Raw genomic sequence first — 14291 nt, forward strand, 5'->3', positions numbered from 1 at the left:
GTACGGCGTCAGCGCTTCGGTGGCGTCGAAAGAAACCATCTATCGAGTCTAACAACACCATGGCTGTAACGCCTGCATCGCTGTGTCTGCTGCGCTTGTCCGCCCTGGGCGATGTCACCCATGTGGTGCCGCTGGTGCGCACGCTGCAAGCCGGTTTCCCGCAGACGCAGCTGCACTGGATCATCGACCAGGCGGGCCTCAAGCTGCTCGACGGCCTTCCCGGCGTGCAGTTCCATGCCTACGACAAACGCAGCGGCGTGGCCGGCATGCGCGCATTACGCCGGTCGCTGGCGCCGCCGGGGCGCTTCGACGCCTTGCTGCAAATGCAGGTGGCCTTTCGCGCCAACGTGTTGTCGGCGTTCGTGCCGGCGCGCCGGCGTATCGGTTACGACCGCAGCCGCTCCAAGGATCTGCACGGGCTATTCGTCAACGAGCGCATCCCCGACCGCCCGGGCATCCACGTACTCGATGCCATCGGCAGCTTCGCCGAGCCGCTGGGCCTGCGCCAGACGCAGGTTCGCTGGGACCTGCCGGTGCCCGCCGAGGCGCACGCCTGGGCACGCGCGCAGTGGGAGGGCGACGGCTGCCCGGTGCTGATGATTTCGCCCTGCTCCAGCCATGTGCGTCGTAACTGGTACCCGGAGCGCCACGCGGCGCTGGCCGATCACGCGGCGGCGCAAGGTTGGCGCATCGTGCTGTGCGGCGGCCGCAGCGCACTGGAACGCAGCACGGCCGACGCCATCGTCGCCGCCACGCGCGCGCCGGTACTGGACCTGGTCGGCAAGGACACGCTCAAGCAGCTCCCCGCGCTGCTTGCCCGCGCAGACCTGGTGGTCACCCCCGATTCGGGGCCGATGCACATCGCCAACGCGATGGGCACCAAGGTGCTTGGCCTGCACGCGGCCAGCAACCCCAGACGTAGCGGGCCTTACTCGGATGTGCGCTATTGCGTGGACCGCTACGACGCGGCCGCGCGCAAATACCTGGGCAAACCGGCCGAGCAGCTCAGCTGGGGCACTAAGATCGAGTTCGACGAGGTGATGTCGCTGATTACCGTCGACGACGCGATTGCCGCATTCGAACGCTATCGCGCCGATCATCCGCGCTGAGCGTTGGCCGCTGCAGGCACGCGCGAACCGGCGTGTTGCGCGGTGCGCAAATGCGACGCAGCGACCTCATCGCCCCGCGAGGCAATGGGCAACGCCCTGATCGCCAGCCGCCGGGACACGCACCGCCGGCCCTGCGGCCCCACTGACGTACGCCAGCGCGATCACCCGATCACTGCCTCAGGCGCCGGTCGCGCGGTAATCCTGATAGGACTTCTCTTCCACATACGACGAGCCCAGCGCCAGATTGATCTGCTTCTTGATCCGCGCACGCTCGTCGTTTTCGATGTACACGCTGCGTGCCAGCTGCACGAAGCCGTCGTCGAAGGTCTGCGCCTGTTCCTTGAGCCGGATGTCGTCCTCGATCACCCACAGCCGCTCGTTGACGGCTTTGAGCTCGGCGCGCAGACGCACGATGTCGTGGCCGGCGGCCGGATGCGCCATCCAGCTGTTTTCCAGCGCGGACAACTCGTTGCGCACATTCGCCAGCTTGGCCGCATCGCTCATGCGCTCGGACTTGATCTGCAGGATCGCAATCTTGTCGAGCAGCTCACCAAAGGACACGGGCACCAGGATCTCGGACATGACAGGCCTCCAACGGGGATCGAGCGGATTGTAGTCATCGCAGCCACAGCCGGCTGCGACGCATAAACAAAAGCCCCCTTGCGGGGGCTGATGCGAATCTGGCGGAGAGGGGGGGATTCGAACCCCCGAGGCGCTATAAACGCCTGCCTGATTTCGAGTCAGGTACATTCAACCGCTCTGCCACCTCTCCAGATGGTCCCCAGTGTCCTGGGGCCGTGCATCATACGGGCACACGCGCCGGGCCACAAGCGGCCTGGGCCAGCGTTGGCGTCACCGCCTGCCGGCCCGGCGTGAACCGGCGCTGCGGCACCGGCAATGGCTCGGTTGCTGCTGGCCGTCCCGGCCGCGATGATGGTGGCGCATCTTCTCCCTGGCGACTGGCCCCATGCTCGAATTCGGACACCTCACCCACGTCGGCCTGCGCCGTGACCTCAACGAGGACACCTATTACGGCGACAGCGAGCTGGGGCTGTGGCTGGTGGCCGACGGCATGGGCGGTCACGCCTGCGGCGAGGTGGCCAGTGCCCTGGCGCGCGAGACCATCGTGCGCGAAGTCCGCGCCGGCACCCCGCTCGCCCAGGCCGTGCGCATCGCCGACGAAGAAATCATCAAGACCTCGCGGCGCTGCAACGACACGTTGCCGATGGGCACCACCGTGGTCGCCGCACGCGTGCTGGGCCAGCGCTTCGAAGTGGCCTGGGTCGGCGACAGCCGCGCGTATCTGTGGCGCGACGGCCGGCTGGCGCAGTTGAGCCAGGACCACAGTTATGTGCAGGAACTCATCGCCCAGGGCACGTTGACCAGCGAGCAGGCGCGCGCGCATCCGCATCGCAATGTGGTGACCCAGGCGCTGGGCGTCACCGACCCGGCGCACCTCAACGTTGCCACCATGCAGGGCGAACTCAAATCCGGCATGCAGCTACTGCTGTGCAGCGACGGCCTGACCGAGGAAGTGGACGATGCCGCCATCGCCGCAACCCTGTCGCAGGCCGACTGCAGCGCGCAGGAGTGCGTGGAATGCCTGGTGGCCGCGGCACTGGATGGCGGCGGCTCGGACAACATCACCGCCATCCTGGTGCGCAGCTACTGAGCAAGGCTGCGCGCCGTCGGCCTCGGACGTCGGCGCGGATCGCCTAACACAGCGCCGTGCTGCACCCGGCACAGGCCCGTCATGGTGTATGCCACGAGCGCGTGACGGCAGACGCCCCCGGCGCAGCCGTCCTAGCCTGCCGCAGCAACCTCCTCAACCGGCGCATCCCACAGTGCACGACCGGCTTTCTTGCGCAACTGCGCCAGCCGCGCCTCGTGCGCCTGCGTTTCCGACGCGGTGACCACGACCCGCGGCCGCGGCAACAACAAGGCCGGGTCGAAGGTGATCATGCCGCTGCCGTCCTCGGAGCGTTGGCCGGCATCGTCGCTGGCAAAGCCGATCTCTTCCTGCCCGGAGGTCAGCGCGATGTAGACATCGGCCAGGATCTGCGCATCGAGCAGGGCGCCGTGCAGCTGGCGATGCGAGTTGTCCACGCCCAGGCGCTTGCACAAGGCATCCAGTGAGTTGCGCTGCCCCGGGTAACGCTCGCGCGCCATCATCAAGGTATCGGTCACGCTGGCACGATCGGTGATGCGGCCATAGCCGCTACCCAGCAGCGAGAGCTCGTTATCCAGAAAGCCCAGGTCGAATGCGGCGTTGTGGATGATCAGCTCCGCACCGTCGATGTAGGCAAGAAATTCCTCCACCACATCGCTGAAGAGCGGCTTGTCGGCCAGGAATTCCAGGGTAAGCCCGGTCACTTCCTGTGCCCCGGGCTCGAAGTCGCAGTCCGGCTTCAGATAGCGATGGAAATTGTTGCCGCTGGGCCGTCGCTCCAGCAGCTCCACCGCACCGATTTCGACGACGCGGTTGCCCTTGCGCCATTCCAGGCCAGTGGTTTCTGTATCGAGAATGATCTGACGCATGAATCCTCTTACGCAGTTGCAGCGCCACCGCGCTGGGCGATGGCCTGGTTGCGGGCGAGCACGTCGACGCGCTCGTTGTCCGGGTCGCCATTGTGCCCCTTCACCCAGCGCCAATCGATGCGATGGCGATGGGTTGCCGCGTGCAGCCGCTCCCACAACTCGCGGTTCTTGACCGGATCGCCGCCGGCAGTTTTCCATCCGCGGCGCACCCAGCCGGACATCCATTCGGTAATGCCCTGGCGCACGTATTGCGAATCGGTATGCAGCACGATCTGGCATGGCTCGGTCAACGTTTCCAGGGCCATGATCGCCGCCATCAGCTCCATCCGATTGTTGGTGGACACCGCTTCGCCGCCGGCCAGTTCCTTTTCGCGGCCGTTGTAACGCAGCAGCGCTGCCCAGCCACCCGGCCCGGGGTTGCCGAGGCAGGAGCCGTCGGTATGCACTTCAATTGATTTCATCAGGTTCCAAGAGTTGCAATGAGGCAAAGGTCAGTCAGATCGTGGCCACCGGTTGCGGCCAACGCGACGGCAGCGCAATCGGTGTGGGCGCGATCGGTGCCGAGGCGCGCTTTTCCACTTCAAGTAAATACACCGCGCGCCACGGAGCGCGGCCAGGATCGGAGGAGCCGCGCCCGACACGCCAGATCGGCCCCAGGTAGCGCTCTGTTTCCACGCAATGCAGGCCGGCGCGCTGCGCCAGCAGCCGCCAGCGATCCGGCCGCAAGGCCACCGGGCCGCGACGCGCCCAATGAAACCGGTAGGGGCTCAGCGGGTTGAGCGTAAACAGCCACAGCCGGCCACCCGGCATCAACAGCCGCTCGCACTCGCTCAGGAAATCCGCCGCACCGCCAACCACGGCATGTTGCACCACGATGGCCTGCAGGCTTTCGGTTGGCAGCGGGAACGGCATGGTGCAGCGTGCATCGCCGGCGAACCGCCCCGCACTGCGGAACAGGCGCAGCCCGCGCCCATCCAGCGACTCGCGTGGTGGCAGATCCTTGGTCGGCGTCAGCCACAACCACGGCTGGGAGGGACGCGTCTGCAGCGCCTCCAGTGCCAGGCGACGCTCGGACTGGAGCAGGCCGCGCCCCGCCCCCGTATCAAACCAGGATGAGACACCAGCTTGACGGGAGAATGACGTGGCAGGCATGGTCCCGATTCTATGCGACTGATCGCCCTGCCCGCATTCGATGACAATTACATCTGGGCGCTTGTCGCCGCGGATGGCCGCGCCGTCATTGTCGATCCCGGGCAGGCCGAGCCGGTCATTGCTGCCGCACAGCACGATGGCGTGGTGCCCACGGCCATCCTGTTGACCCACCATCACGCCGATCATGTCGGCGGCGTAACCACGCTTCAGCAGCGCTGGCCGGACCTGGAGGTGTTCGGGCCTGACGACGAGCGCATTCCCGGCGACGCGCATCCGGTCGGTCAGGGCGAGCGCCTGACGCTATTGGGGACGGCATTGGAGGTGCTGGACGTTCCCGGCCACACCCGCACCCATATCGCGTTCGTGACGGACACCCACCTGTTCAGCGGTGATACCCTGTTCAGCCTAGGCTGTGGGCGGATATTCGAAGGTACCGCTCCCCAGATGTTCGACTCGTTGCAGCGCCTGGCCTCCCTGCCTGGCGATACGCTTGTGTGTTGTGGCCACGAATACACCCTGGCCAACGCGGCCTTTGCGCTGCACGTCGATCCCACCAACGCTGCCTTGCAGCGCCGTCAACAGGAAGCCCAGGCCATGCGTCATGCAGCCCGTCCTACCCTGCCGATTTCGCTCAAGAGTGAACTGGCCACCAATCCGTTCTTACGTACCAACCGCCCCGAGATCCGCGCCGCAGTCACAACGCGCGCGACTGCAGCGGTATCCTCCGAAGTAGACGTATTCGCCGAACTTCGGCGCTGGAAAGACGAATTTCGCGCATGAGGCGGTTGGTGTTGGCAGTGCTGGCCGCGTTTGCGGCCACTGCACCGGCAGCGGCCTCGTCCAACGACGCAGCCCGCCTGAAACCCGCAGACGGCCCCACCGCATCGCCCACCGCCCCCAGCATGCGTAACGGGCGGGAGATCTTTTCGGCATTTCTGGACGGCCGCGCCGATCCCGGCTGCGACAGCGAACACAGCGACACGCGCTGGGAGCAGCACTTCTCACGCGCCCCGGCCCGCCTGGCCGACGATGCGCAGGATGTCCTGCCGCTGTTCGGTTATGTCGTCGATGAATTGCGCGCCGCAGACATGCCGACGGAATTCGCGCTGATTCCCTTCGTCGAGAGCGGCTATCGCCCCGGTGCACGTAACGGCAGCGGCCCTGCGGGCCTGTGGCAGTTTGTCGCCACCACTGCACGTAACCACCATGTACCGGTGGGCGCGCAATACGATGGCCGACTGTCGGCGGTGGATTCCACCACTGCGGCGGTGCGCTATCTCAAGACCTTGTACGGTATGTTCGGTGGCGACTGGCGACTGGCGCTGATGGCGTACAACGCCGGCGAGTACCGCGTGCTGCAGGCAATGCGCAGCGCCGGGGTGAATGCCCAGAATGCCAGCCCGTCGCAACTGCCCGGCATGTCCAAGGTCACCTACGACTACGTCGAAAAATTGCATGCACTGGCCTGTGTCCTGGACCACGCGCAACAACAGGGCACGTTACTGACCTCGCTGGACCGCCAGGTGCCCGTACTGACCGAGCACGCACTCCCCGCCGGCACCAGCCTCAACACCTGGGCCGGGCAGCGTGCCATCGAGCCGCAACTGCTGGCCCGCCTGAACCCTGCCTTGGCAGGTGCGCGCGCGGCCCCCAGGGGCGTCCATGTCCTGGCTCCGGCAGCGCCCGCGCAGCCCGGTTCCAGCGGTGCCGTCGTCGCCTCGACGACTCCGATGATGGCCACGGATGACGGCGCCGCCGCCACCAACAGTGCTGCGATAGCCAAGGCGTCCGGCGCGCCCGCCCGGACCCACACGGTTCGCAACGGCGAATCTGCCTGGGCCATTGCCCGCCGCTACGGCATCACCGTGGCCACCCTGCTTGCCAGCAATGGCCTGGACAAGCGCGCGGTACTGAAGCCGGGCATGGTGCTGTCGTTCAACGACGCGCCCTGAGGGCGCACCGGTCGGCGCCCCCACTGTTCCGGTGCCGAGTGCCGAAGTCCCAACCGCCATAGCCATCGCGCTCTCGCAGGAGCGGCCCTGGCCGCGAGGGGGCGTTACCGGGAACGGCCCCTCGCGGCTACGGCCGCTACCACCACAACACTACGCGCAGTGCGTAACGACCCGGCCGGCCGCTCGTGCCCGGCAATCCTGCACTGGATAGCTTGCAACGCCGCCCGAGCGCGGGCCATGCGCGCCATTGCCACCGAACTGCCTTGCCTGGAAGCGTCTTTCCGAATCCAGGCAGCAGGTCCTGCATGCGCCAAACGCTGGCACAGGCGAAGACACCACCGCACCTTCGGACTGTTCGGGGCCCAGTGACAAGCAAAGAAAAAGCCCGGTTACCCGGGCTCGTTCCTGACACCATCCGACAGCGCAACCTTACAGCTGCGCTTCTTCGATCTGGATCTTGTACCGCTTGCGCATTTCTTTGACATAGGCCTGCGCGGCGTTGTTGCCATCGATCTGGCTCAGCTGCTCGCGCAGCATCGTCTGCTGTTCGGCCGGCATCTGCTTGAGGTCGCCCGGCGTCGCCTTGCTGATGACGAAGACCGCGAAACGACCGCCATCGAGCTCCACCTTTCCTGCCGATGGCTTGCCTGCAGTCGGACGCGGGGCACTGAAGATTGCGCGGTTTGCAGCCGGCGTCGGAATCGGCGCGGTACGCGGCAACCCCGGAATCGGCTGCACTTGCAGCTTCTCGCTTGCAGCCAGTGCCTGCAGGGTCTCGCCCTTCTGCACGCGCGCCAGCAGCGCATCGGCCGCAGCAGCAGCCGCTTTTTCAGTGCGATCGGCGTGGACCGCGGCAATCACCTTGTCTCGCACCTTGTCCATCGGCAACGCCTGTTCGGCGGTGTGATTGGTCACACGCAGCACCACGCTGTGGTTGGGCGCGATGGTGATCGGGTCACTCACCGTCCCGTCCTGCACCAGCGTTTCGGAAAACGCCGAACGCAGCACCGCCGGGTTGGCGGCAATGCCGCTGGCCGTGTTCCGCGAGAACGGGCCCAGCGTCTGCACCGGCAGGCCGACCTGCTTGGCCGCAGGCTCCAGCGCAGTGGGATTTTTATAGACCTGATCCACCAACTTGCCGCTCACGTCTGCAAATGCCTTGTCGGCATCTGCCTTGAGCTGCTCGGCGGCAAGCTGGTCACGCACCTGCTCGAACGACTTGCCCTGGCCGCCCTTGACCTCACGCAACTGGATCACGTGATAACCGAACTCGCTCTTGACCGGCCCGACCACGTCGCCCGCCTTCATCGAAAACAGTGCGTCTTCGAATGGCTTGACCATGGTGCCCTTCTCGACCCAACCCAGGTCGCCACCGGCAGCCTTGGAACCGGGGTCCTGCGAGTTGGCCTTGGCCAGTGCCGCAAAATCGGCGCCTGGCTGCTTGGCTTCCGCTGCAAGCTTTGCCGCCTTCGCCTCGGCCGCCTTTTGCGCGGCAGCATCGCTGCCGGCACTAATCAGGATATGCGACGCCAGACGCTGATCCGGCTCGACGAAGCGCGCCTTCTCTTCCTCATAGCGCTTGCGCAACGTCGCCTCGTCGGCTGCCGTGGCAGGCGGCATCGTGGCGGCATTGAGCTCCACATATTCGATGGTCACCGTCTCGGGCTGACGGAAGTCCTGCGCATGCGTGTCGTACCACTGCTTGATCTGCGCATCGCTGACGGGGGCGGTATCGGCCGCCGGCGCCGGCAGCATTGCCAACTCCACATCGCGCGTTTCGCCCATCAGCTTGAGCAGGCGCTCGAACTCGGCCTTGGTTGCAAACCCCGATTCGGCCACGGCCTGCGGGATCACCGACTGCTGCAGGCTGTCGCGTACCAGCGCGTCGAACTGCGCAGGCGTGCGCGGCGGCGTGCTCTGTGCCAGCGCGGCGCGATACTGGTCGGGGCTGAACTTGCCGTCGACCTGGAACGCCTGGATGTTGGTGATGTAGTCGCGCACCGTCGCATCGCCGATCACGATGCCGGCATCTTCGGCGCTCAGACGGACCACTTGTTCGTCGACCAGCTGGTCGAGTACCTGCAGCTTGTTCTCGCGGGATTCGAACGTGCGCGGGTCGAAATTCTCGCCCTGGCGCTGACGTTCCTGCATGCGCGCCTGCTCGAAGCGTGCACGGAAATCTTGCGTGCTGATTTCATGGTGCTGCCACAGCAGCGAGACCGGCCACCATGACGGTGCCGATTTCCACCACGTCGGTGGCGCCTGCACCTTGGCCACGTTGTTGGCGCCAATGCCGCCCAGGTAGCTGTTGTCGATGACGAACAGGAACGGAATCATCAGCAACCCCAGGATGGCGGTAGCGATCCAGCCTGACGTCTTGTCGCGAAGTTTCTGCAGCATTGGCAAATCACGGCCTGTGGGCGAGCCGCGCAGTGTAACCCGCCTGACGCCAAGCACCCAGCCCGACGCCCGCTGCCGCAGCGCGGCGATGCATAAACTGGATCCCGGCGCAGAAGCCGCGGCGCCCTGCTCGTGGTGGAAGAGAAGGGTAGACATGGAACCCACTCCGCCATGCCCAGGTCATCTGTCTGCAGCGCTGCAACCGCCAAACTCACCGCACGACAAACGCCAAAAAAAAGCCCCCGGCACAAGGCCGAGGGCTCGGGTACAACTGGCGGAGCGGACGGGACTCGAACCCGCGACCTCCGGCGTGACAGGCCAGCATTCTAACCAGCTGAACTACCGCTCCGCTTTAAACTTGGACATCTTCCCCCGCCGCATTCGCAGCGCGAATGTTGTGGAGAAAACGAAGCCCCCAATCGCTCAGGGGCTTCGGTGTAACTGGCGGAGCGGACGGGACTCGAACCCGCGACCTCCGGCGTGACAGGCCAGCATTCTAACCAGCTGAACTACCGCTCCGCGCTTGAAACTTTGCTTGGTGCTTAGTGGTGGGTGCTGAGGGTTTCGAACCCCCGACCCTCTCCGTGTAAGGGAGACGCTCTACCGCTGAGCTAAGCACCCTAGCGAGTCGATTAGTTTACTGCATCCTTCAGGGCTTTGCCAGCCTTGAATGCAGGATTCTTCGAAGCGGCGATCTTGATGCTGTCGCCCGTCTTCGGATTGCGGCCGGTACGCTCAGCGCGCTCGCGGACCTGGAAGGTGCCGAAGCCAACGAGGGTGACGGCGTCGCCCTTCTTCAGCGCCTTGGTGATTTCGCTCACAACCGCGTCGACAGCACGGCCAGCTTCAGCCTTGGAGATGTCAGCGGCAGCGGCAACGCCATCGATCAATTCGGTTTTATTCATTCTTGAAACTCCCTTTGCGGCAGATGCCGCGGAATCGACAATCGGCGCTCTTGCCGTTAGCGAAGAACCCGACACAAGTGGTATCGCGTGACGCATCACATTTTGCCGCGCCCACGAGTCGTGCATTTATACCAGCGCCCCCAACAGCACGCAAGCCAAAACCCAATAACGACGCGGGTTTTGGCTTGTTTCGGGATGTCCTAGACAGCGCGCGTTAGTGCTTGACGCGCGTGCCGGGAGTGGTGCGCGACTTACCGCGGACGGCAACGCGCGATGCAGTCTTGCGCGCCTTTTCCTTGCCGGCCTTTTTCGGTGCCAGCGGGCGCTCCAACGCCAGGTCCAGCACTTCGTCGATCCACTTCACCGGCACGATTTTGAGATCGCGGGTGACGTTCGCCGGGATGTCGGCAAGATCCTTGCGATTCTCGTCCGGGATCAACACCGTGCGGATACCGCCACGCAATGCCGCCAGCAACTTCTCCTTCAACCCGCCGATCGCCGAGACGCGGCCACGCAGGGTGATCTCGCCGGTCATCGCCACATCGGCACGGATCGGCACCTTGGTCAGGATCGACACCAGCGAAGTCACCATCGCAATGCCCGCGCTTGGGCCATCCTTGGGGGTGGCGCCGTCAGGCACGTGCACGTGCACGTCCTGCTTCTGCAGGAAATCCACATCGATGCCCAGCCGTTCGGCGCGCGAACGTACCACCGACAACGCAGCCGATGCCGATTCCTTCATGACGTTGCCAAGCTGACCGGTGAGGATCAGGTTGCCCTTGCCCGGCACCAGCGTGGATTCGACCTGCAGCAACTCGCCGCCGACTTCGGTCCATGCCAGACCGGTCACCAGGCCGATCTCGTTTTCTTCTTCCGCGCGACCGAAGTCGAAACGACGCACACCCAGATACTTGTCGAGATTCTTCGAGCCAACCGTTACCAGCGCCTTTGGCTTGCCCTTCTTGGCCACGGCTTTCTTGCCCGCCGGCTGCGGGCCGGCCAGCGAGATTTCCTTGACCACCTTGCGGCAGATCTTGGCGATTTCCCGCTCAAGGTTACGCACGCCCGACTCACGCGTGTAATAGCGCACGACATCCTGGATCGCATCGCCACCGATCTCGATCTCTTCCGGCTTCAAACCGTTGGCCTTAATCTGCTTGGGCACCAGATACCGCATGGCGATATTGAGCTTTTCATCCTCGGTGTAGCCGGGGATGCGGATCACTTCCATACGGTCCAGCAGCGGGCCCGGGATATTGAGCGAGTTGGAGGTGGCGACGAACATCACCTCCGACAGATCCAGATCCACTTCCAGATAATGGTCGTTGAAGGAATTGTTCTGCTCCGGATCCAGCACTTCCAGCAATGCCGACGACGGATCGCCACGGAAGTCCATCGACATCTTGTCGATCTCGTCCAGCAGGAACAGCGGGTTCTTGCTGCCGACCTTGTTGAGGTTCTGCACCAAACGGCCCGGCATAGAGCCGACGTAGGTCCGGCGATGGCCGCGGATCTCGGCCTCGTCGCGGATGCCGCCCAGGCTCATGCGCACGAACTTGCGGTTGGTCGCCTTGGCGATCGATTGGCCGAGCGAGGTCTTGCCCACACCCGGCGGCCCGACCAGGCACAGGATCGGCCCCTTCATCTGCTTCACGCGCGACTGCACTGCCAGGTATTCAAGGATGCGCTCCTTGACCTTGTCCAGACCATAGTGGTCGGCGTCCAGCGTGTCTTCGGCCACCTTGAGGTCCTTGCGCACCTTGGTGCGCTTCTTCCACGGCACGCCCAGCAGCCAGTCCAGGTAGTTGCGCACCACCGCCGCTTCGGCGGACATGGGCGACATCTGCTTGAGCTTGTTGAGCTCGGCCTTGGCCTTGGTCTCGACCGGCTTGGGCATGCCCGCCTCGGCGATCTTGCGGGCCAGCTCTTCCAGCTCGCCCGGCGCGTCGTCCAGGTCGCCCAGTTCCTTCTGGATCGCCTTCATCTGCTCGTTGAGATAGTACTCGCGCTGGCTCTTTTCCATCTGCGACTTGACGCGGCCGCGAATGCGCTTTTCCAGCTGCTGCACGTCGATTTCGCCGTCCACCAGGCCAACCAACAGCTCCAGGCGCTCACCGATATCGGTGATCTCCAGCAGGCGCTGCTTGTCGGCCAGGCGCACGCCGATATGCGCGGCAATGGTGTCGGCCAGGCGCCCCGGCTCGTCGATGCCGGCCAGGGTCTGCAGCAGTTCTGGCGGCAGCTTGCGGTTGGTCTTGACGTACTGCTCGAACAACGACATCAGCGAGCGCGCGATCGCTTCCACCTCGCGAGGCTCACGGGCATCGCTGGCTTCGACCTCGGTGCCTTGGCCCTGCAGTGCGCCGTCCTGTTCGACGACCTTGTCAACAGTGACGCGCGACAGCCCCTCGACCAGCACCTTGATGGTGCCGTCGGGCAATTTGAGCAGCTGCAACACCTGCGCCAGGGTGCCGACGGTATACAGATCGCCGGCCGCCGGGTCGTCGGTTTCGGCCGACTTCTGCGCCACCAGCAGGATGCGCTTGTCCGCTTCCATGGCTTTTTCCAGCGCGCGCATCGACTTGTCACGGCCGACGAACAGCGGGATCACCATGTGCGGAAACACCACCACGTCGCGCAGCGGCAACACCGGCAGATCGAGAACTTCTGATTGGGACTGGGCCATGGGGCGCTCCGCAGGAATGGGGGTTTAGAGGCACAAAAAAGCCGATGGCCCCGTTATGGGGCCATCGGCGAGGTGTTGCAAGTAGCGCTCGGAAAGCCTTTAGCCGCGAGCGGGGCCAGGCCCGGGCAACGCGGCCGCAGGACTCAGTCGCCGGACGCGGCCTTGGCCGGAGCCGGTTGCGCCTGGTAGATCAGGTACGGCTCGGATTTGTGCTCGATCACCGACTCGTCCACCACCACCTTGCTGACATTTTCCTGCGAGGGCAGCTCGTACATCGTGTCCAGCAGGACCGATTCGACGATGGTGCGCAGGCCACGGGCACCGGTCTTGCGCTTGAGCGCCTTCTTGGCGATCGCGGACAGGGCATCCGGGCGGAACTCCAGTTCCACGCCTTCCATGTCGAACAGCTTCTTGAACTGCTTGGTGATGGCGTTCTTCGGCTCGGTCAGGATCTTGATCAGCGCCGGCTCGTCCAGCTCCTCCAGCGTTGCAACCACCGGCAGGCGGCCGACGAATTCTGGAATCAGGCCGAACTTGATCAGATCTTCCGGCTCGACCTCGGCCAGGATCTTGCCGACTTCCTGCTTGCGCTCGCTGCTCTTGACCTTGGCACCGAAGCCGATGCCGCCAGCGTCGTTGGAACGCTGTTGAATCACCTTGTCCAGGCCGGCGAACGCGCCGCCGCAGATGAACAGGATGTTCTTGGTGTCGACCTGCAGGAATTCCTGCTGCGGATGCTTGCGGCCACCCTGCGGCGGCACCGAGGCAACCGTGCCTTCGATCAGCTTCAGCAGCGCCTGCTGCACGCCTTCGCCGGACACGTCACGGGTGATCGACGGGTTCTCGCTCTTGCGCGAGATCTTGTCGATTTCGTCGATGTAGACGATGCCCTGCTGCGCCTTCTCGACGTCGTAGTCGCACTTCTGCAGCAGCTTCTGGATGATGTTTTCCACGTCCTCGCCGACATAGCCGGCCTCGGTCAGCGTGGTGGCATCGGCGATGGTGAACGGCACATTGAGCAGGCGTGCCAGCGTCTCGGCCAGCAGCGTCTTGCCCGACCCGGTCGGACCGACCAGCAGGATGTTCGACTTCGCCAGCTCGACGTCGTCGTTCTTGCTGCGGCTCTCGATGCGCTTGTAGTGGTTGTACACCGCCACTGCGAGCGTGCGCTTGGCGCGCAACTGCCCGATCACGTACTGATCCAGCACTTCGAGGATCTCGCGCGGCTTGGGCAGGCTGGAACGTGCCGACTGCGCCTTCTCTTCGAGTTCTTCGCGGATGATGTCGTTGCACAGCTCAACGCACTCATCGCAGATGAACACGCTGGGACCGGCAATCAGCTTACGGACTTCATGCTGACTCTTACCGCAGAACGAGCAGTAGAGAATCTTGTTGCTGTCGCCGGAACGACCTTGGCGGTCTTCGCTCATGCTTCTGTTACCCAGTTACCCCACCCGATGCACGGGGGTTCGATTTCGAGAATAGCACAGGGTCGGGAGGACATTCGCCCCACCCGACCCTGCCGGTTTTTCCTGCAATTTCAGCGACC

12 protein-coding genes and 4 tRNA genes are annotated in these 14291 nt (G+C 64.6%); 4 read left to right on the top strand and 12 right to left on the bottom strand.

Annotation, left to right across the window (positions count from 1 at the left end; genetic code table 11):
* Window positions 1–59: 59 nt before the first annotated feature.
* Entirely contained in the window at window positions 60–1109 is a 1050-nt protein-coding gene (locus OZ10_RS02800; protein ID WP_039404018.1) for a glycosyltransferase family 9 protein, read from the top strand.
* Between the two features lie 177 nt (window positions 1110–1286).
* On the opposite strand, the gene OZ10_RS02805 is transcribed toward OZ10_RS02800, so the two are convergent.
* Window positions 1287–1691: a DUF6165 family protein gene (locus OZ10_RS02805; protein WP_039404016.1), complete on the bottom strand. Its 405-nt coding sequence runs from the start codon at window positions 1689–1691 to the stop codon at window positions 1287–1289.
* 99 nt (window positions 1692–1790) lie between these two features.
* A tRNA-Ser gene (locus OZ10_RS02810) sits at window positions 1791–1881 on the bottom strand.
* Between the two features lie 195 nt (window positions 1882–2076).
* On the opposite strand from OZ10_RS02810, the gene OZ10_RS02815 reads away from it, so the two are divergent.
* A complete protein-coding gene (locus OZ10_RS02815; protein WP_039404013.1) occupies window positions 2077–2781 on the top strand; it encodes a PP2C family protein-serine/threonine phosphatase in 705 nt (234 codons plus the stop codon).
* A gap of 131 nt (window positions 2782–2912) precedes the next feature.
* Here the strand turns inward: OZ10_RS02815 and dnaQ are convergent, their stop codons facing one another.
* From dnaQ to OZ10_RS02830, 3 genes are read right to left on the bottom strand one after another with little or no spacing between them, the layout of a single operon-like run.
* Entirely contained in the window at window positions 2913–3647 is a 735-nt protein-coding gene (dnaQ, locus tag OZ10_RS02820) for a DNA polymerase III subunit epsilon (protein ID WP_039404011.1), read from the bottom strand.
* Between the two features lie 8 nt (window positions 3648–3655).
* Window positions 3656–4108 (bottom strand): ribonuclease HI, encoded by a 453-nt coding sequence (rnhA, locus tag OZ10_RS02825; RefSeq protein ID WP_039404008.1) that lies wholly within the window; start codon window positions 4106–4108, stop codon window positions 3656–3658.
* Window positions 4109–4142: 34 nt separating this feature from the next.
* Window positions 4143–4799 (bottom strand): hypothetical protein, encoded by a 657-nt coding sequence (locus tag OZ10_RS02830; protein WP_039404006.1) that lies wholly within the window; start codon window positions 4797–4799, stop codon window positions 4143–4145.
* Window positions 4800–4811: 12 nt separating this feature from the next.
* On the opposite strand from OZ10_RS02830, the gene gloB reads away from it, so the two are divergent.
* Both gloB and OZ10_RS02840 read left to right on the top strand, forming a co-directional pair.
* Window positions 4812–5579 (top strand): hydroxyacylglutathione hydrolase, encoded by a 768-nt coding sequence (gloB, locus tag OZ10_RS02835; protein WP_039404004.1) that lies wholly within the window; start codon window positions 4812–4814, stop codon window positions 5577–5579.
* Window positions 5576–6751, top strand: coding sequence for a lytic transglycosylase domain-containing protein (locus OZ10_RS02840; protein ID WP_039404002.1), 1176 nt, complete (start codon window positions 5576–5578; stop codon window positions 6749–6751). Before gloB ends, OZ10_RS02840 begins: the two co-directional genes overlap by 4 nt.
* 429 nt (window positions 6752–7180) lie before the next feature.
* Here OZ10_RS02840 and OZ10_RS02845 read toward each other — a convergent pair whose 3' ends face one another.
* The 7 genes from OZ10_RS02845 to clpX form a co-directional block, all read right to left on the bottom strand.
* Window positions 7181–9151, bottom strand: coding sequence for a peptidyl-prolyl cis-trans isomerase (locus OZ10_RS02845; RefSeq protein ID WP_039563903.1), 1971 nt, complete (start codon window positions 9149–9151; stop codon window positions 7181–7183).
* 272 nt (window positions 9152–9423) lie between these two features.
* Window positions 9424–9500, bottom strand: a tRNA-Asp gene (locus tag OZ10_RS02850).
* 93 nt (window positions 9501–9593) lie between these two features.
* A tRNA-Asp gene (locus tag OZ10_RS02855) sits at window positions 9594–9670 on the bottom strand.
* A 27-nt stretch (window positions 9671–9697) separates the two neighbouring features.
* Window positions 9698–9772, bottom strand: a tRNA-Val gene (locus OZ10_RS02860).
* Window positions 9773–9783: 11 nt separating this feature from the next.
* Window positions 9784–10056, bottom strand: a complete 273-nt coding sequence (locus OZ10_RS02865) for an HU family DNA-binding protein (RefSeq protein WP_002806049.1) — start codon at window positions 10054–10056, stop codon at window positions 9784–9786.
* 214 nt (window positions 10057–10270) lie between these two features.
* Window positions 10271–12742 carry an endopeptidase La gene (gene lon / locus OZ10_RS02870; protein WP_039563904.1) on the bottom strand — a complete coding sequence of 824 codons (2472 nt, stop codon included), beginning with the start codon at window positions 12740–12742 and terminating at the stop codon, window positions 10271–10273.
* A 143-nt stretch (window positions 12743–12885) separates the two neighbouring features.
* A complete protein-coding gene (gene clpX / locus OZ10_RS02875; protein ID WP_003483788.1) occupies window positions 12886–14172 on the bottom strand; it encodes an ATP-dependent Clp protease ATP-binding subunit ClpX in 1287 nt (428 codons plus the stop codon).
* Between the last annotated feature and the right edge of the window lie 119 nt (window positions 14173–14291).

The organism is Xanthomonas cannabis pv. cannabis, assembly GCF_000802365.1.
In the GTDB taxonomy this organism is placed as follows: domain Bacteria; phylum Pseudomonadota; class Gammaproteobacteria; order Xanthomonadales; family Xanthomonadaceae; genus Xanthomonas; species Xanthomonas cannabis.